13 protein-coding genes are annotated in these 18,932 nt (G+C 55.1%); 6 read left to right on the top strand and 7 right to left on the bottom strand.

Features of this window, described 5'->3' with window-relative positions:
* Nucleotides 1–38: 38 nt before the first annotated feature.
* From infA to trxB, 5 genes are all read right to left on the bottom strand, one after another.
* On the bottom strand, nt 39–257 hold the full coding sequence (gene infA, locus AFL22_RS04365) for a translation initiation factor IF-1 (RefSeq protein ID WP_002211347.1): 219 nt from the start codon (nt 255–257) through the stop codon (nt 39–41).
* A gap of 345 nt (nt 258–602) precedes the next feature.
* Nucleotides 603–1,295 carry a leucyl/phenylalanyl-tRNA--protein transferase gene (aat, locus tag AFL22_RS04370; RefSeq protein WP_010254921.1) on the bottom strand — a complete coding sequence of 231 codons (693 nt, stop codon included), beginning with the start codon at nt 1,293–1,295 and terminating at the stop codon, nt 603–605.
* A gap of 33 nt (nt 1,296–1,328) precedes the next feature.
* The gene (cydC, locus tag AFL22_RS04375; protein WP_052270864.1) at nt 1,329–3,059 is read right to left on the bottom strand and encodes a cysteine/glutathione ABC transporter ATP-binding protein/permease CydC; all 1,731 of its coding nucleotides are present in this window, start codon (nt 3,057–3,059) and stop codon (nt 1,329–1,331) included.
* Nucleotides 3,059–4,828, bottom strand: coding sequence for a cysteine/glutathione ABC transporter permease/ATP-binding protein CydD (cydD, locus tag AFL22_RS04380; protein WP_052270865.1), 1,770 nt, complete (start codon nt 4,826–4,828; stop codon nt 3,059–3,061). The genes cydC and cydD overlap by 1 nt, the downstream gene beginning before the upstream one ends.
* 143 nt (nt 4,829–4,971) lie before the next feature.
* A complete protein-coding gene (gene trxB / locus AFL22_RS04385; RefSeq protein ID WP_003849329.1) occupies nt 4,972–5,940 on the bottom strand; it encodes a thioredoxin-disulfide reductase in 969 nt (322 codons plus the stop codon).
* Between the two features lie 520 nt (nt 5,941–6,460).
* On the opposite strand from trxB, the gene lrp reads away from it, so the two are divergent.
* From lrp to AFL22_RS04415, 6 genes are all read left to right on the top strand, one after another.
* Nucleotides 6,461–6,955, top strand: coding sequence for a leucine-responsive transcriptional regulator Lrp (gene lrp, locus AFL22_RS04390; protein ID WP_006118610.1), 495 nt, complete (start codon nt 6,461–6,463; stop codon nt 6,953–6,955).
* Nucleotides 6,956–7,073: 118 nt separating this feature from the next.
* On the top strand, nt 7,074–10,634 hold the full coding sequence (locus AFL22_RS04395) for a DNA translocase FtsK 4TM domain-containing protein (RefSeq protein ID WP_052270866.1): 3,561 nt from the start codon (nt 7,074–7,076) through the stop codon (nt 10,632–10,634).
* 177 nt (nt 10,635–10,811) lie between these two features.
* Nucleotides 10,812–11,423 carry an outer membrane lipoprotein chaperone LolA gene (gene lolA, locus AFL22_RS04400; protein WP_003849334.1) on the top strand — a complete coding sequence of 204 codons (612 nt, stop codon included), beginning with the start codon at nt 10,812–10,814 and terminating at the stop codon, nt 11,421–11,423.
* A 7-nt stretch (nt 11,424–11,430) separates the two neighbouring features.
* Nucleotides 11,431–12,774, top strand: coding sequence for a replication-associated recombination protein A (locus AFL22_RS04405; RefSeq protein ID WP_010254929.1), 1,344 nt, complete (start codon nt 11,431–11,433; stop codon nt 12,772–12,774).
* Between the two features lie 92 nt (nt 12,775–12,866).
* Nucleotides 12,867–14,159 (top strand): serine--tRNA ligase, encoded by a 1,293-nt coding sequence (gene serS / locus AFL22_RS04410; protein ID WP_010254930.1) that lies wholly within the window; start codon nt 12,867–12,869, stop codon nt 14,157–14,159.
* Nucleotides 14,160–14,478: 319 nt separating this feature from the next.
* Complete coding sequence (locus AFL22_RS04415; protein ID WP_010254932.1) at nt 14,479–15,630, top strand: MFS transporter; 1,152 nt, start codon at nt 14,479–14,481, stop codon at nt 15,628–15,630.
* A 53-nt stretch (nt 15,631–15,683) separates the two neighbouring features.
* Here AFL22_RS04415 and pflA read toward each other — a convergent pair whose 3' ends face one another.
* Nucleotides 15,684–16,424 carry a pyruvate formate lyase 1-activating protein gene (pflA, locus tag AFL22_RS04420; protein ID WP_010254935.1) on the bottom strand — a complete coding sequence of 247 codons (741 nt, stop codon included), beginning with the start codon at nt 16,422–16,424 and terminating at the stop codon, nt 15,684–15,686.
* A gap of 164 nt (nt 16,425–16,588) precedes the next feature.
* Nucleotides 16,589–18,871, bottom strand: coding sequence for a formate C-acetyltransferase (pflB, locus tag AFL22_RS04425; protein ID WP_010254936.1), 2,283 nt, complete (start codon nt 18,869–18,871; stop codon nt 16,589–16,591).
* Nucleotides 18,872–18,932 lie beyond the last annotated feature (61 nt).

Raw genomic sequence — 18,932 nt, forward strand, 5'->3', positions numbered from 1 at the left:
TTTCGCTGCAAATTGCAGAGCGATGAGATTACTGCAAATTAGCGACTACGGAAGACAATGCGGCCTTTGCTCAGGTCGTACGGGGTCAGCTCAACGGTCACTTTGTCACCCGTCAGGATGCGGATGTAGTTTTTGCGCATTTTACCGGAGATATGAGCAGTAACCACGTGTCCGTTCTCAAGTTCTACGCGGAACATGGTGTTAGGTAACGTATCCAGTACGGTACCTTGCATTTCAATATTGTCTTCTTTGGCCATCGAATCCTCTGGGTGTACTACCTTTCAGTTGAACCGGCAAGATAATGCCCAATTCAACGATTTATGTAAAGAACCGTCGGCGATTTTGCCAACGCTTTGCCGGGGTGCACGTCAGTCGCGCGCATCCGGTAAAATTAGGGTGTTTATGTGACGTCTGCGGGGGATTAGCGGGCTAAGAATCTGTATCAACCGGTTACACGCGCACGATTGAAAACAGTTCCGAGAGTGCGTTGAGATTCCCAGCCTGGCAATTCCGGCTCGTTATTGCGAAGCGCGGACGACATACCAAACTCGACCATTATACCACTTAATACGCCTTTATGTGTGCAAAACATCTCTGTGCGACTAAAAAAGGGTTTGTGTCTGCCAGCAGCCATCGCTGACAGGCTGGCACGCAAGGCTTTGTACATATTGCAGATAGTCAGCGCGCGGTATCTCCTGCGCCCCCAACGAGGCCGTATGAGGGTTAAGTACCTGACAATCCACCAGACGGCCCTGATGTCTGAGAAAATGCTGACAAAATACCCAAAGTGCGGTTTTTGACGCATTCTGCTGACGGCTGAACATTGATTCGCCGCAGAAGATTTGCCCCATCGCCAGCCCATACATGCCACCTGCCAGCTGATGTTCGTCCCATACTTCAATGGAGTGGGCGTGGCCCAGTTCATACAATCGCAACCAGGCGCGCTTCATTTCAAAGGTGATCCAGGTGCCTTCCTCACGACCGGTGGCACAGCCCTCGATCACCTCGGCAAATGACTCATTCATCGTCACCCGATAGGGCGAACGGCTGTGGAAACGCTTCATGCTCCGGCTGAGATGAAACTGCTCAGGCAACAGCACTGCACGGGGATCGGGCGACCACCAGAGAATCGGGTCGCCAGAAGAAAACCACGGAAAGATGCCGCGCTGATAAGCGTTAAGTAACCGGGCAGGGGAGAGATCACCCCCCATGGCCAGCAGGCCGTTTGGCTCGCGCAGCGCCATCTCCGGTGGGGGAAATTGCAAAGATTCCCGTGACAGTTGTACCAGTCTCATCGCGTTTTGTTACCTATCAGCATTTCGCTAAGACTATAGCGCAATCCGCTGCCGGAAACGCCAGTACCGACCCGCTTTTGAGATTAATTCGGCATGACTTCCCTGTTCCACAATCACGCCATTATCCATCACGCAGATGCGATCCATCTGCTCCAGGCCGCTGAGCCGGTGGGTGACCATTATTACGGTCTTGCCAGCGGTCAGCCGCTGCAGCAGGGTGAGGATATGCTGCTCGGTTGTGGCATCCAGTCCTTCGGTGGGTTCATCCAGCAGCCAGAGATCGCCGTTATGCAGTAACGCACGCGCCAGCGCCAGCCGACGCAGTTCGCCGCCTGACAGCGGGCGACCGCCTTCTCCCATCCAGGCGTTTAATCCTTCCGGGCTCTCAAGCAGGCGCTGCAGGCCGACGTCATTCAGCACGCGGCGTAACTGCTCATCAGTAGCATCGGGACAGGCCAGCAGTAGGTTATCACGCAGGCTCTGACTGAAGAGATGAACCCGCTGAGTCACCACGCTGATGCGCTGACGCAGCGCTGGCTCTGACCATGCGGTGATCGGCAGGTCATTCAGGCTGATAACACCGTGCTGGCTATCCCAGCCACGGGTTAACAGCGCCAGCAGAGTGGATTTGCCGCAGCCGGTCGGCCCCAGCAGTGCAATGTGTTCACCGGCTGCCACCTTAAGGGTAAAGCGGTTCAGCACCTTATCCGGGCGGTCGGGATAGCTGAAGTCGAGCTGATCGATAGCAACCGCGAGTCGTCCTGGCCGGGCGTCTGAATCTGCCGGAAAGGTGATAGCGGGTGACTGATCGATAATGTCATTGACTCGCTGAGCGGCATTTATCACCTGCGACATGGGCAGAAAGGCCCCTGCAACCGGTGCCAGCGCCTCGAAAGCAGCCAGCGCGCAAAACACCACCAGGGCAATCAGCGAGCCGGGCAACTGCTGCTGGCTGATTGTCGCCGCACTGAGCCAGAGCAACAGTGTGACGGTTACGCCGCTGATCAGCAGCAGCAGGCTCTGTGCCGCAGCCTGCAAGCGCTGTTGCTGGCTCTGAGCCTGCTGCCAGCGCTGTTCATCTTCATCAAGTTGCTGACGCCAGCCCTGCGAGGCACCGTACAGGGTGAGTTCAGCCTGAGCCGCCAGCCACTGCATCAGCTGTAAGCGCCAGCGGGCGCGTCCACGGGCAATCGCGCCGCCTGCGGGCGATCCCAGACGGTAAAACAGCGCTGGCATCACCACCAGCGTACTCAGCATGATGCCGCCCAGCGTCAGTGCCAGCTGAACATCGATGAAGCTCATTCCGAGGGTAACCACGACAATCACCACCAGTGCGCCGATCAGCGGCGAGATGACGCGCAGATAGAGGTGATCCAGCGTATCGACATCGGCCACGAAGCGGTTGAGCAGGTCCGCCTGCCGGAACCGCGAAAGCTGGCCTGGCGAAAGGGCCATCAGGCGGCTGAAGGTGTGGACACGCAGATGCTGAAGAACCCTGAATGTTGCATCGTGGCTGACCAGCCGTTCAGCATAGCGTGCGGCAGTGCGAATGATGGCGGCGCCACGTACGCCTGCCGCAGGCAGCATATAGTTGAAGGTATAGAGACCGGCTACGCCTGCCACTGACGAGGCGGCCAGAAACCAGCCTGAAAGCGTCAGCAGGCCGATGCTGGCCAGCAGGGTAACAATCGCCAGCACGATGCCCAGCACCAGGCGATAAGGGTGGCGCAGCCAGAGACGAAGAAAAGGACGCAAGGCGGACATCAGCGAATCTCCTGTTGACGATGCTTCAGCATCTCACTGAACGCACCCGGCTGTTGCGACAGCTGCTGCCAGTTACCCTGTTGCACCAGCTTACCGGCTTCCATTACCCAGAGGGTCTGCCAGTGACTTAGCGTATCAATCTGATGGGTTATCATCAGCGTGGTCTGGCGGGCTGCCGCCTGGTTCAGCGCCAGCATCACATGACGTTCACTGAGCGCATCCAGGCTGGCTGCGGGTTCATCGAGCAGCAAAAAATGCGAGGATTTATAGAGTGCGCGCGCGACCGCGACCCGCTGCGCCTGACCCACCGACAGCTGATTACCGCCATCGCCGGGCTGGGTGTCAATGCCCTGGGGCAGCCGAGGCAGGAACTCATTAATGCCGCACGACTCCAGCAGCGCCGCAAAACGCTCGTCATCCCAGGCCGCATTCATCACGATATTGTCGCGCAAGGTGGCGGCCGGTAACTGAGGATTCTGTCCTACCCAACTGAGCTGCTGATACCAGTCACTCCGTCGTATATCGCGAAGTTCAACGCCATTCGCTTTCAGCGAACCCTGATAAGGCAGAAAACCGAGCAGGGCGTTCATCAGAGCCGTTTTACCGGCCCCGCTTTGACCGACCAGCGCAATCTGTTCGCCAGGGACGACAGTAAAAGAGAGCGGGCCGCACAACACCTGACCATCAGGCGCACAGACACGCAGATCTTCGGCGGTAAGTGCGATTGAGCGATCGGCAGTGAAGGGCAACTGGCCTTCCTGCGGCGCGGTGGCAGGCATCGCCTGCATAAAGGCTTCAAGGGCATCGGCACCGCCTACAGCCTGGGCTTTGGCGTGATAGAAAGCGCCGAGATCGCGCAGCGGCTGGAAAAACTCCGGGGCGAGGATCAGCACCAGAAAGCCGGCAAACAGCGTCACGCCCTGGCCGTAATCACCAAAATGCAATTCGCCCAGATAGGAGAAACCAAAGTAGACGGCCACCACGGCAATCGCCAGCGAGGCAAAAAACTCCAGCACGGCAGAGGAGAGAAAGGCTAAGCGCAATACTTCCATGGTGCGCTGGCGAAAATCGGTGGTGGCGGCGGCAACCGCCTGCTGCTCCGCTGCGCCACGATGAAACAGCCGCAGCGTCTCTCTGCCGCGCAGGCGGTCGAGAAAGTTACCGCTCAGGCGGGCCAGCACCAGGAAGTTCCGGCGGTTGGCCTCGGCCGCACCCATCCCGACCAGTGCCATAAACAGCGGAATCAGTGGCGCGGTGGCAAACAGGATCAGACCCGCCGTCCAGTTGAGCGGAAAAATAGTCAGCAGAATGCAGCAGGGGATCAGCACCGCCAGGGTCATCTGCGGCAGATAGCGCGCGTAATACTCCTGCATCTCTTCGATCTGCTCCAGCAGCAGCGTCGCCCAGCTGCCGGCTGGCTTTCCCTGAATCCACGCCGGCCCCAGATCAGATAACCGATCTAATACCTGCTGACGTAAAGCCTGACGGATAGCCTGTCCGGCACGATAACCGGTCAGTTCACGGGCATAGTTAATCAGGGCGCGAAGCACAAAGCAGAGCAGTAATAGCAGGATGCTGACTGTCAGGGCTTCGCGCGGCTGCTGGTCAACAATCAGAGCCTGCAGCAGCGAGGCCAGTAAACCCGCCTGAGCAATGATCAGAAGTGCACTTGCCATGCCCAGCAGGGTGTTGAGTCGCAACCAGCGACCGGCGAAATGACGTTGCTGACGAAGCCAGCGGGTAAGATGCTGCTGCCGCGATTTGTCCATGCGAGACCATGATGAATGTCGATGACGGGTGAAAATGGAAAGACATTTCCATCTCTTCAGGCGCAAGAATCTAGCATGAGAGCAATAAAAAAGGCGACGGAAAAACCGTCGCCTGGAACATTTGAGATCAGAGGGTTAACAACTTACTGATCGTTTTTAACCAGTCCGTCAAGAAAGCGCTCAGCGTCTAACGCGGCCATACAGCCGGTGCCCGCAGAGGTGATCGCCTGACGATAGATATGGTCCATCACATCGCCTGCCGCAAAGACGCCAGGGATGCTGGTCTGAGTGGCGTTGCCGTGCAGACCTGACTGAACTTTGATGTAACCGTTCTCCAGCGCCAGCTGACCTTCAAAAATGGCCGTATTCGGGCTGTGTCCGATAGCAACAAAAAGACCCGCCACCTCCAGCGCTTCTGTCTCATCACTGTTCTGGGTAGAACGAAGCGTCAGACCGGTGACACCCATCTGATCGCCCACCACTTCTTCCAGCGTGCGATGGGTGTGCAGCACGATATTGCCATTGCGCACTTTTTCCATCAGGCGGTCGATCAGGATCTTCTCTGCGCGGAAGCTGTCACGACGGTGAATAAGGTGCACTTCAGCCGCAATATTCGCCAGGTAGAGCGCCTCTTCCACAGCCGTGTTGCCACCGCCAATCACCGCGACTTTCTGGTTGCGATAGAAGAAGCCGTCACAGGTTGCACAGGCAGAGACGCCTTTGCCTTTGAAGGCCTCTTCGGAAGGCAGACCGAGGTAGCGCGCTGACGCACCGGTGGCGATGATCAGGGCATCTGCCGTGTATTCGCCGCTGTCACCCGTAAGGCGGAACGGACGGTTCTGCAAATCGACGGTGTGAATGTGATCGAAAATGATCTCAGTATTAAATTTTTCGGCATGCTCATGCATCCGCTCCATCAGAGATGGACCTGTCAGATCGTGCGGGTCGCCCGGCCAGTTCTCCACCTCGGTGGTAGTGGTCAGCTGTCCGCCTTTTTCCAGACCCGTAATCAGTACCGGGTTCAGGTTGGCGCGTGCAGCATAAACGGCTGCGGTATAACCCGCTGGGCCGGAGCCCAGAATGAGTAACTTACTGTGTTTGGCCGTACTCATGCGTTCCTCAGTTTCATTCGGCTGACATAGCCTGCGATTGTAGGGAATATCCGGCGACAATGACAAGGCTTAGGCAATTTTGTTAACGATAGCTGCAAACGGCGTAGACGATGAGCGACGGTTTTGCCTGGCCAATGCGCCAAAAGGGGGCAAAACTCGGGTTAGAGGGGTGCAATAGTGGAAAAATAGTCATTTAAAAACAGATACCCAGCGGACTGTCTGGCATCTTGTCCTGAATTTGGTGATTTTACTTTGACAATCGCCTGCGCTTTTGCGAAAACATTATCAGAAGCGAATAACATTTATCGGAACAAAACAGGTTTTCATCGCCCGTTTTGCACGTAACGCCGAATAAAAGCAGCCTGATATGGATAATGACGCATGATGTGGACAGACAACATGCGTCATATCGATAGGTGTCAGAACACAGGCTCTGTTAGCTCACTTCAGAAATGCCCCGAACAATGAGCGTTTTCAGGGCGTGGCAGGTAAAGGGAAGGAATTAAGAGAGACAATAATAATGGTAGACAATAAGAAACGCCCCGGGAAAGACCTCGACAGAATTGACAGGAACATTCTGAATGAACTTCAGAAAGATGGTCGCATTTCAAACGTAGAGCTTTCCAAACGCGTAGGCTTATCGCCTACGCCATGTCTTGAACGCGTGCGTCGTCTCGAACGTCAGGGATTTATTCTTGGCTACACCGCGCAGTTGAACCCGCACTATCTGGATGCGTCGCTGCTGGTGTTCGTTGAGATTACTCTGAATCGTGGTGCACCGGATGTGTTTGAGCAATTTAACGCCGCTGTGCAAAAACTTGAGGAAACTCAAGAGTGTCACCTCGTTTCCGGCGATTTCGACTACCTGCTGAAAACGCGCGTACCTGATATGTCAGCCTACCGTAAGCTGCTGGGTGAAACCCTGTTGCGCCTGCCGGGCGTAAACGACACGCGTACGTATGTGGTGATGGAAGAGGTTAAACAGAGCAATCGGCTGGTGATCAAAACTCGCTGATGCGGGGCAGGTGCAAAACCTGTGAGATTTCGGTACACTCCTGTGCATTCATACAGGATCAGCGTCGGGCTCGCCCGGCGCTGTTGCTTCTTACTTTACAGGCACCTGGAGAGTCCTCTTGAGCCAGGAATATACAGAAGATAAAGACGTTTCGTTACAATCGATGAGCAGTGGACGTCGTCTGCTGGAAGCGATGCTCATTCTGGTGGCGCTGTTTGCCATCTACCTGATGGTTTCTCTGGTCAGTTTTAACCCTTCCGACCCGAGCTGGTCGCAAACGGCCTGGCATGAACCTATCCATAATATCGGCGGCAGCGTCGGTGCCTGGCTGGCTGACACCTTACTCTTCATCTTTGGTGTGATGGCGTATGCCATTCCGCCCGTCATCCTGGGTCTGTGCTGGATTGCTTTCCGTCAGCGCGACAGCCAGGACTACTTTGACTACTTTGCCGTCGGGCTGCGCTTAATTGGCGTCCTCGCGCTGGTGGTGACGACCTGTGGTATGGCGGCGCTGAACGCCGATGATATCTGGTACTTTGCTTCGGGCGGCGTGATCGGCAGCCTGGTCAGTAATGCTATTGCTCCCTGGTTCAGTCCGGCTGGCGGCACGCTGATGCTGCTCTGCGTCTGGGCGGCGGGTATTACCCTTTACACTGGCTGGTCATGGCTCACCATTGCAGAAAGAATTGGTGGCGTAGTCATGGGCGTACTGACGTTTGCCAGCAACCGCTCACGTCACGATGAACCCTGGCAGGAAGAGGATGACGAGCGGGACGCGCGTGAATACGCGGATGTGCCTGAGCTTCATGCCGCCGATCAGGATGATGATGTGCTGCTTTCTGCCCCACGTGCAGCTGCTGAGCCTGCGACGTCACAACAGGATCCGCTGCTGGCTAAAGCTGCAGCAGCCACCAGTGCGGCAGTCGCGGCCACCGCTGAAGCCGCCGAGGTGACCCTCGCCCCTGCAGCCACGGTGACGCCTGCACCTGAAACCGCACCTGCTGCTGCTGCTGCTGCTGCGGTTACAGCTTCGGCGCCTGCCGCGTCAGCGACATCCATCCCTGCATCGCCGTCTGCACAACCTGCGCCTGCGTACGCACAGAGCGCGCCAGCTCCGCAGAGTGTGGCGAATTCCCCGACGCCGCCGCAGAGTGCTTCTGCACCCGCAGACTCACCACCGCTTTATCACTTTGAAATGCCAGACGACGCTCCGGCTACGCCGTCGTTCAGTGCTTACGACGATGATGAACCTAAAATGGGTAACTGGCGGGATACGTCAGCCATCCCTGCGGCATCGGCAGCCGCTGCATCCGCTGCAACGGCAGCCCAGGCAACAACGCGTACTGCGCCTGTTTTTGATTTAGCCCCTGAAACCAATCTCAATCCGCAGGTTAAACAAGGTATCGGCCCGGCACTGCCGCGTCCTAACCCGGTAAAACTGCCAACCCGTCGTGAGCTGGCCTCTTATGGCATTAAGCTGCCTTCCCAGCGCATGGCAGAAGAGAAAGCGAAAACTGAAGAGACCGAACCGGTTAGTGCTGGCTCCGTTTCCTCTGCTCCGGATGCTGAAGAGGCGCTGCAGCAGGCTGAACTGCGACAGGCTTTCCAGTCTGAACAGCAGCAGCGTTACGGCACCAGCTGGCAGCAGGACGAGGAAGATGAACAGGATGCACAGCAGCAGGATGCACTGGCGCGTCAGTTCGCCGAGCAGCAACAGCAGCGCTATGAGCCAGAAGTGAAAAAAGAGCCGGTATTCAATATTGATACCGCCTCAGCGTTTGATTTTTCACCGATGAAAGATCTGGTGGATGACGGTCCTTCTGAACCGCTGTTTACCATTGCGGCGACGCCAGAACCTGAAGCCCCAGCGGTTTCACACGAACCCTGGCAGCAGGTGAGTGAGGTTTCAAGACCTCAGGCTCCGGCTCATGTTCCTGCACCAGCCAGCTTTGCTCCGGCAGAGCCTGCCTATAGCGCCCCGGCAGCACCGTCTGAACCTGACTATGCTGCGCCTGCGGCAACCTCTGCGCCCGCTTATGGTGCCCCTGCGGCTCCTCAGGCTCCGGCTTACGCTGCGCCTGCCTATGGCACGCCAGCGGCAGCGCCGGTTCAGCCGGTGGAAGAGGCGAAACCTTCACTGCATGACAGTCTGATTCATCCTTTCCTGATGCGTCACGAGCAGCCGCTGGAGAAACCCTCCACGCCACTGCCTTCGCTGGATCTGCTGACCGCACCGCCTGAAGAGGAAGAGCCGGTTGATATGTTCTCGCTGGAGCAGACTGCCCGTCTGGTGGAGTCGCGCTTAGGCGATTATCGCGTCAAAGCGGAGGTGGTCGGTATCTCGCCTGGCCCGGTTATTACCCGTTTCGAACTTGACCTGGCACCGGGCGTGAAAGCGGCGCGTATCTCCAACCTGTCCCGCGATCTGGCGCGTTCGCTGTCGACGGTAGCGGTTCGTGTGGTGGAAGTGATCCCAGGCAAACCTTACGTAGGTCTGGAACTGCCAAACAAGCATCGTCAGACCGTCTATCTGCGTGAAGTGCTGGATTGCCCTAAATTCCGCGACAACCCTTCACCGCTGGCCGTCGTGCTGGGCAAAGACATTGCCGGTCAGCCGGTGGTGGCCGATCTGGCGAAAATGCCACACTTACTGGTCGCCGGTACCACCGGTTCCGGTAAATCTGTGGGCGTGAACGCCATGATTATCAGCATGCTGTATAAGGCGACGCCGGAAGAAGTTCGCTTCATCATGATCGACCCGAAAATGCTTGAGCTGTCGGTCTATGAAGGTATTCCGCATCTGCTGACCGAAGTGGTCACAGACATGAAGGATGCTGCCAATGCGCTGCGCTGGAGCGTCGGTGAAATGGAGCGTCGCTACAAGCTGATGTCGGCGCTGGGCGTGCGTAATCTGGCGGGCTACAACGAAAAAGTGGAACAGGCCGAAGCGATGGGTCGTCCGATTCCCGATCCGTTCTGGAAGCCGGGCGACAGCATGGATATGACGCCGCCGGTTCTGGAGAAGCTGCCTTATATTGTTGTGATGGTCGATGAGTTTGCTGACCTGATCATGGCAGTCGGTAAAAAGGTGGAAGAGCTGATTGCCCGCCTGGCACAGAAAGCCCGTGCTGCCGGCATCCATCTGGTACTGGCGACACAGCGTCCATCCGTGGATGTCATTACCGGTCTGATCAAAGCGAACATTCCGACGCGTATCGCCTTTACCGTTTCCAGCAAAATTGACTCACGTACCATTCTCGATCAGGGCGGCGCGGAGTCACTGCTGGGTATGGGTGACATGCTCTACATGCCGCCGAACTCCTCGCTGCCGATTCGTGTTCACGGTGCGTTTGTTCGTGACCAGGAAGTGCATGCAGTGGTTCAGGACTGGAAAGCGCGTGGTCGTCCGCAATATATCGACAGCATTACGGCGGGCGAAGAGAGCGAAAATGCCGGTGGCATCGACAGTGATGAAGAGCTCGATCCGCTGTTCGATCAGGCGGTCGGTTTTGTGGTCGATAAGCGCCGTGCGTCGATTTCAGGCGTTCAGCGTCAGTTCCGCATCGGCTATAACCGCGCGGCACGTATCATTGAACAGATGGAAGCGCAGGGCATCGTTTCTGCACCAGGACACAATGGTAACCGTGAAGTGCTGTCGCCACCGCCACACGATATGTAGCGGCTAAATGTTTTGAAACACAACGCAATGAGCCAGTTCCGACTGGCTCATTGTTTTTATGCGGTTAAACCCCATATCTGAATCAGCTTTCGGTTTTTTCCTCTGTTCTGATGGCGGAACGGCGGCCAGGCTTAATGCAGTTATCGATGGGAACGTTTAAATAAGGAATTGAAGCAGATGAAATTACGCGTAATCGCTCTGGGCCTGTTGGCCACCTTTTCTTCAGCCAGCGTTCTGGCTGATGCTTCCAGTGATCTGCAACAGCGCCTGAACAAGGTCAGCAGCTTCCACGCCAGCTTCACCCAAAAAGTGACCGACAGCAGCGGCGCGAATGTGCAGGACGGCGAAGGCGAATTGTGGGTAAAACGTCCCAGCCTGTTTAACTGGCACATGACCGCGCCGGACGAAAGCATCATCATCTCCGACGGTAAATCGCTGTGGTTCTACAACCCGTTTGTTGAGCAGGCGACAGTCAGCCTGTTGCAGAATGCGACCAGCAACACGCCCTTTATGCTGATTGCCCGCAACCAGTCAAATGACTGGAAGCAGTACAATATCAAACAGCAGGGTGACAATTTTGAACTGACACCTAAGAACAGCGACGGCAATCTGAAACAGTTCACCATCCAGGTGACGTCCAGCGGGACCATCAACCGCTTCAGTGCTATCGAACAGGATGGCCAGCGCAGCGATTACCAGCTGAAAAGCCAGCAGAATGGCGCTATCAGCCCGGATAAATTCACGTTCACACCGCCAAAAGGCGTGACGGTGGACGACCAACGTCAGTGAGGTCACGGTGAGTAACCTGTCCCTGGATTTTTCCACCGAAAATTTCAAACCTCTGGCCGCGCGTATGCGGCCAGAAACATTGAAACAGTACATTGGTCAGCAACATCTGCTGGGCGCAGGCAAACCTCTGCCGCGCGCGATTGAAGCAGGGCACCTGCATTCAATGATCCTGTGGGGACCTCCCGGGACCGGCAAGACCACGCTGGCTGAGATCATTGCCCATTACGGTAACGCCGATGTGGAACGTATTTCGGCCGTCACCTCCGGTGTAAAAGAGATCCGTGAGGCGATTGAGCGGGCCCGTCAGAATAAACATGCCGGGCGGCGCACGATCCTGTTTGTGGACGAGGTCCATCGGTTCAACAAGAGCCAGCAGGATGCCTTTCTGCCCCATATCGAAGATGGCACCATTACCTTTATTGGTGCGACCACCGAAAACCCCTCTTTTGAACTTAACTCTGCGTTGTTGTCACGCGCCCGCGTTTATCTGCTGAAATCACTGACTCTGGAAGATATTGAGCAGGTGCTGGATCAGGCGATGCAGGATAAAGCGCGAGGCTATGGGGACAGTGACATCGTGCTGCCGGACAACACACGCAGGATGATCGCTGAACTGGTTAGTGGTGATGCACGTCGGGCGCTGAATACGCTGGAGATGATGGCTGATATGGCCGAAATCACCGCATCAGGTCAGCGAGAATTGACGCCGCAGCTGCTTAACGAAGTCTCTGGTGAGCGATCCGCGCGGTTTGATAATAAAGGCGATCGTTTTTACGATCTGATTTCTGCACTGCACAAATCGGTACGCGGCTCCGCACCGGATGCGGCGCTCTACTGGTATGCGCGCATTATCACTGCGGGCGGCGATCCGCTCTATGTGGCTCGTCGGTTGCTGGCTATTGCCTCCGAAGATGTCGGCAATGCCGATCCGCGCGGTATGCAGGTGGCAATTGCGGCCTGGGATTGCTTCACGCGCGTCGGTCCGGCAGAAGGGGAGCGCGCGATTGCCCAGGCCATTGTTTATCTGGCTTGCGCGCCTAAAAGTAATGCGGTCTACAACGCGTTTAAAGCCGCAATGCGTGATGCACGCGACCATCCCGATTACGATGTGCCGGAACATCTGCGCAATGCCCCGACTAAGCTGATGAAAGAGATGGGCCTGGGTAAAGAGTACCGTTATGCCCATGATGAAACCAACGCCTATGCCGCGGGTGAAGTCTATTTTCCGCAGGAACTGGCCAGCGCGCGCTATTACACCCCAACCCAGCGCGGGCTTGAGGGCAAGATTGGTGAAAAGCTAAGCTGGCTGGCTGAGCAGGATCAAAATAGCCCGACAAAACGCTACCGCTGAAACAGACGTTACGGTAATGTGGGCAATGTTTTCAACGCATTCCGCTGGAATGCGTCCCTTCTTTCAACCAACTTTTTATACACAGGATAAGCATGCTCGATCCCAATCTGCTGCGTAACGAGCCAGACGCAGTCGCAGAAAAACTGGCACGCCGGGGATACAAACTGGATGTGGAAACGCTGCGTTCGCTTGAAGAGCGTCGCAAAGTGCTGCAGGTGGAAACAGAAAATCTGCAGGCAGAGCGTAACTCCCGATCCAAATCCATCGGTCAGGCCAAAGCACGTGGGGAAGACATCGAGCCGCTGCGTCAGGAAGTGAACGCGCTGGGCGAACGCCTGGATGCCGCAAAAGCAGAACTGGATGAACTGCAGAATCAAATCCGTGACTTCTCACTGGCACTGCCGAACATTCCGGCCGATGAAGTGCCGCTGGGCAAAGATGACAGTGAAAATCAGGAAGTGAGCCGCTGGGGTACCCCGCGCGAGTTCAGCTTCCCGGTTAAAGATCACGTTGAGCTGGGTGAAGCGGCTAAAGGCCTGGATTTTGCGTCTGCCGTGAAACTGACCGGTTCACGCTTTGTGGTCATGCAGGGGCAGATTGCCCGCCTGCACCGTGCACTGAGTCAGTTTATGATTGACCTGCACACCGAGCAGCATGGCTACCTTGAAACCTACGTGCCTTATCTGGTTAACCACGAGACGCTTTACGGTACCGGACAGCTGCCTAAGTTTGGCGAAGACCTGTTCCACACCCGTCCGCTGGAAGAGGAGTCAGACAGCAGCAACTATGCGTTGATTCCTACTGCGGAAGTGCCGCTGACTAACCTGGTGCGTGATGAGATCCTCGAAGAGGATAGCCTGCCGGTTAAACTGACTGCGCATACGCCGTGCTTCCGTTCTGAAGCGGGTTCTTACGGTCGTGACACGCGTGGCCTGATCCGTATGCACCAGTTCGACAAAGTTGAGATGGTGCAGATCGTCACGCCGGAGCAGTCAATGGATGCCCTGGAAGAGCTGACCGGTCACGCTGAGAAAGTGCTGCAGCTGCTGAACCTGCCATATCGTAAGGTTTTGCTCTGCACCGGCGATATGGGCTTTGGATCGACTAAAACTTACGATCTGGAAGTCTGGCTACCGGCGCAGAATACCTATCGTGAAATTTCATCCTGTTCCAACATGGGTGATTTCCAGGCGCGTCGTATGCAGGCGCGTTGCCGCAACAAACAGGATAAGAAGCCGCGTCTGGTTCATACCCTGAATGGCTCAGGGCTGGCCGTAGGCCGTACCCTGGTGGCGGTGCTGGAAAATTATCAGCAGGAAGATGGCCGCATCACTGTGCCTGAGGTTTTACGCCCCTATATGAATGGCGTCGAAATTATCGGCTAAGCAATAGTGACTCTCTGAACCCGGCCATGGCCGGGTTTTTTTTATGTTATTGCTCAGGAAAAACTGTTTAGTCAGGCCTCAATTTAATCACAAATAAACGTTATCGATACCAGCCAGGCCGGAATGGCTAAAAACCTAGTTTTTCATAGAGATAGCATTTAGCGACCTGCCGCTTCTTACGATTGTAACCCACTGAAGATTAGTAAATTAAATTGTCGCACAGCAAAATGTGCTGCCGTTAAAATTCGCCCATTGACTTTAAAAAGGCCAGTGGCAAACTGCGCGCAATTTCCTTCATTTGCTCTGGTTTCTATCCCCTATGTCAACCTGGTCACGCCCCGTGATATTGCTGCTTTGCGGCCTGATGTTAATGACTGTCGCAATTGCCGTGCTGAATACGCTCGTTCCACTGTGGCTGACGCATGACTTACTGACAACCTGGCAGGTGGGCATCGTAAGCTCCTCCTATTACACCGGTAACCTCGCAGGAACTCTGCTGGCTGGCTGGTTAATCAGGCATTACGGCTTCAACCGCAGCTACTACCTGGCTACCTTGATGTTTGCCGTCGCAACCCTGTGCCTGGCGATGATGTCGGGTTTCTGGGCATGGAGTTCAATGCGTTTCATCGCCGGTGTCGGCTGTGCGCTGATGTGGGTGGTGGTTGAGAGCGCACTTCTGTGCAGCGGAACGGTACGTAATCGGGGACAACTGCTGGCGGCCTATATGGTTGTCTATTACATCGGCACCGTGACAGGCCAGTTGCTGGTCAGCAAACTGTCTACGGAATTACTCAGCGTGATTCCGTGGGTGACGTCGCTGGTCTTCTGCGCCGTGCTGCCGCTGGTCTTTACTCGCGTCTCCGCCAGCGGTGAAGCGACAGAAGCCGCTCCGGCCCGCATCTGGCCGATGCTGCGTCGCCGTAGCTCACGCCTGGGCATCAATGGCTGCATTATTTCTGGCATCCTTCTGGGCTCGCTTTATGGCCTGATGCCGCTTTACCTGTCACATCAGGGAATGAGTGATGCCAATGTGGGTTACTGGATGGCGTTGCTGGTCAGCGCAGGCATTGTGGGCCAGTGGCCCATTGGCCGTCTGGCCGATCGTTTTGGTCGCATGCTGGTGCTGCGAGTTCAGGTCTTTGTGGTTATCCTGGGGGCGATGGCCATGTTAACCAATGCCGCGATGGCGCCAGCGCTATTTGTTCTGGGACTGGCGGGCTTTACACTCTATCCGGTGGCGATGTCCTGGGCTTGCGAGACGGTTGCACATCATGAACTGGTTGCGATGAATCAGGCACTGCTGATGAGTTATACCGTGGGCAGTCTGGCTGGACCGGCAATGACCTCTGTTCTGATGCAGAATTATTCTGACCAGCTACTGTTCGTGATGATCGCTGCTGTGGCGCTGATTTATCTGGTGATGCTGCTGCGCAAAGCGAATCATCAGGCTACGCCAGTGGCACATGCCTGATCGCTGAACAGCAAAAAGGGAGCGTTAAGCTCCCTTTTTTTGTGGCAGATTCTTCAGTACATCACTTCGTGGCCATAGCTGGCGAGAATGTTTTTCACGCGCTCCATTGTCTCTTTGCTCGGTGGCTTCACCCCGTCCAGCTTGTACTCTTCACCCATCGCAATCCATTTATGCTTACCCAGTTCGTGATAGGGCAGCAATTCAATCTTCTCAACGTTCTCCATGTCACGCGTGAATTCACCCAGCCGATGCGCGGTGTCATCATCGTCGGAATAGCCGGGCACCACGACAAAACGGATCCATGTCCGTTTGCCTTTTTTCTGCAGGTAACGGGCAAAGTCCAGCGTACGGTGATTAGAGACACCCACCAGAATCTGATGGACGTCATCATTCATCTGTTTCAGGTCGAGCATCACTAAGTCGGTAACGTCGAGCAGTTCATCGATCACCGGATCATAGCGGCGTACGAAGCCGTTGGTGTCGAGACAGGTATGAATACCTTCGGCCTTACAGGCACGGAACCAGTCGCGCACAAATTCAGCCTGAAGAATGGCTTCACCGCCTGAGGCCGTGACGCCGCCACCAGAGGCGTTCATAAAATGGCGATAGGAGAGTACATCCGCCATCAGCGCTTCGACGCTGATCTCTTTGCCCCCGTGCGTATCCCAGGTGTCGCGGTTGTGACAGTAGAGGCAGCGCATCAGGCAGCCCTGGAAGAAGGTGATAAAACGGATACCGGGACCATCGACGGTGCCGCAGGATTCAAATGAGTGGATACGACCGTTAACTGACATTGCGATGTTTTCTCCAGTAAGTCTGCCGGGACAGACGGCGCAATCTCTGTTGCGCTCAGGGCAGGAAATCGATTCTGGTGGGAACCTTGATGGAGATGACCACCAGAACAGACTTTTAATTAAAAGGCTCCGCGAGGAGCCTTTTTTATCAGGTAGAGCAGTAATTACAGTGACTTAGTGAAGGTTCGGGTAATCACATCCTGCTGCTGTTCTTTAGTCAGTGAGTTAAAGCGTACAGCGTAACCGGAAACGCGAATGGTCAGCTGCGGATATTTCTCTGGATGTTCCATCGCGTCCAGCAGCATTTCACGGTTCATAACGTTAACGTTGAGGTGCTGACCGCCTTCGATGCTGGCTTCGTGATGGAAGTAACCATCCATCAGACCGGCAAGGTTGGTTTTTCGCACGTTATCATCTTTACCCAGCGCGTTTGGTACGATTGAGAAGGTATAGGAGATACCATCTTTCGCATAGGCAAACGGCAGTTTCGCGACGGAAGTCAGTGAGGCAACTGCACCTTTCTGGTCACGACCATGCATCGGGTTAGCACCTGGTCCAAACGGTGCGCCAGCGCGACGTCCATCTGGTGTGTTACCGGTTTTCTTACCATATACCACGTTCGAAGTAATGGTCAGAACAGACTGCGTCGGCACGGCATTACGATAGGTGTTCAGCTGCTGAATTTTCTTCATGAAGCGTTCAACCAGATCGCAGGCCAGGTCATCTACCCGTGAGTCGTTGTTACCGAACTGCGGATATTCGCCTTCAATATCGAAGTCGATGGCCAGACCATCTTCGTCACGAATTGGTTTCACTTTGGCATATTTAATGGCAGAAAGTGAATCCGCAGCGACGGAGAGACCCGCGATACCACAGGCCATGGTGCGGTAGACATCCCGATCATGTAAGGCCATCAGTGCCGCTTCGTAGCTGTATTTATCATGCATGTAGTGAATGATGTTCAGCGAAGTCACATACTGTTTTGCCAGCCAGTCCATGAAGTGATCCATACGCTCCATGACGGTGTCGAAATCCAGTACGTCGTCGCTGATTTTGTCGCCTTTCGGTCCAACCTGCATTTTCAGCTTTTCATCCACGCCGCCGTTGATTGCGTAGAGCAGCGTTTTCGCCAGGTTGGCACGTGCGCCAAAGAACTGCATTTGTTTGCCGACAATCATCGGGCTCACGCAGCAGGCGATTGCGTAGTCATCATTGTCGAAATCAGCACGCATCAGGTCATCGTTCTCATACTGCAAAGATGAGGTATCGATAGAGACCTTAGCGGCATATTTTTTGAAATTAATCGGCAGTTTTTCTGACCACAGGATGGTCATGTTCGGCTCAGGTGAAGGACCCATGGTGTAGAGGGTATTCAGGAAGCGGAACGTACTTTTTGAGACCAGGGTACGGCCATCAACGCCCATACCTGCCAGGGATTCCGTTGCCCAGATTGGGTCACCTGAGAACAGCTCATCATATTCAGGTGTGCGCAGGAAGCGAACCATGCGCAGTTTCATCACCAGATGGTCAATCAGTTCCTGTGCCTGCTCTTCAGTCAGTTTACCGGCTTTAAGGTCACGTTCGATGTAAACATCAAGGAAGGTTGAGACGCGGCCAAATGACATGGCAGCACCGTTTTGTGATTTAACTGCAGCCAGGTAGCCATAGTAAGTCCACTGTACTGCTTCAACCGCATTGGTAGCCGGACCGGAGATGTCATGGCCATATTTTGCTGCCATCTCTTTAATCTGGGCCAGCGCATGATGCTGGTCAGAAATCTCTTCACGCAGACGAATAGTCGCTTCCAGATTAACGCCATTCTCTAAATCTTCCTGCAGTGAGGCGAACTGAGCGAATTTATCCGCCATCAGGAAATCGATGCCGTACAGCGCCACACGACGATAGTCACCGATAATACGGCCACGGCCATAAGCATCAGGAAGGCCGGTCAGGATTCCTGATTTACGGCAGCGCAGAATGTCCGGGGTATAAACATCGAACACGCCCTGGTTGTGCGTTTTGCGATATTCGGTGAAGATTTTTTTCAGTGAAGGGTCGAGTTCACGGCCATACACTTTGCATGACCCTTCGACCATTTTGATGCCGCCATAAGGAATGATGGCGCGTTTTAATGGCGCTTCGGTCTGCAGACCAACAATTTTTTCCAGTGGCTTAATGATGTAACCCGCGTCGTGCGAGGTAATGGTTGAGGCGAGATCGGTGTCGAAGTCGACTGGCGCGTGGGTGCGGTTCTCAATTTTGATGCCTTCCAGCACGCTTTCCCACAGTTTGGTGGTCGCTTCGGTGGCACCCGCCAGGAATGACTCGTCACCTTCATATGGGGTGTAGTTTTTCTGAATGAAGTCGCGCACATTGACGCTATTCTGCCATTCGCCTTCAGCAAATCCTTCCCATGCTGAAGCCAGTTTTGCATTAAGTTCGGTCATAATATACCTGCCTTATATGAGGAGACTTTACGGTCGGGCACAGCCAACTTCCTGTGCCGTC

This window comes from Pantoea sp. CFSAN033090 (genome assembly GCF_001264395.1).
Taxonomy (GTDB): domain Bacteria; phylum Pseudomonadota; class Gammaproteobacteria; order Enterobacterales; family Enterobacteriaceae; genus Pantoea; species Pantoea agglomerans.

Excerpts from the sequence above, each read along its gene's own strand:
- infA (WP_002211347.1), bottom strand. The coding sequence starts at position 257 with ATGGCCAAAGAAGACAATATTGAAATGCAAGGTACCGTACTGGATACG.
- aat (WP_010254921.1), bottom strand. The coding sequence starts at position 1,295 with ATGAGACTGGTACAACTGTCACGGGAATCTTTGCAATTTCCCCCACCG.
- cydC (WP_052270864.1), bottom strand. The coding sequence starts at position 3,059 with ATGTCCGCCTTGCGTCCTTTTCTTCGTCTCTGGCTGCGCCACCCTTAT.
- cydD (WP_052270865.1), bottom strand. The coding sequence starts at position 4,828 with ATGGACAAATCGCGGCAGCAGCATCTTACCCGCTGGCTTCGTCAGCAA.
- trxB (WP_003849329.1), bottom strand. The coding sequence starts at position 5,940 with ATGAGTACGGCCAAACACAGTAAGTTACTCATTCTGGGCTCCGGCCCA.
- lrp (WP_006118610.1), top strand. The coding sequence starts at position 6,461 with ATGGTAGACAATAAGAAACGCCCCGGGAAAGACCTCGACAGAATTGAC.
- lolA (WP_003849334.1), top strand. The coding sequence starts at position 10,812 with ATGAAATTACGCGTAATCGCTCTGGGCCTGTTGGCCACCTTTTCTTCA.
- serS (WP_010254930.1), top strand. The coding sequence starts at position 12,867 with ATGCTCGATCCCAATCTGCTGCGTAACGAGCCAGACGCAGTCGCAGAA.
- AFL22_RS04415 (WP_010254932.1), top strand. The coding sequence starts at position 14,479 with ATGTCAACCTGGTCACGCCCCGTGATATTGCTGCTTTGCGGCCTGATG.
- pflA (WP_010254935.1), bottom strand. The coding sequence starts at position 16,424 with ATGTCAGTTAACGGTCGTATCCACTCATTTGAATCCTGCGGCACCGTC.
- pflB (WP_010254936.1), bottom strand. The coding sequence starts at position 18,871 with ATGACCGAACTTAATGCAAAACTGGCTTCAGCATGGGAAGGATTTGCT.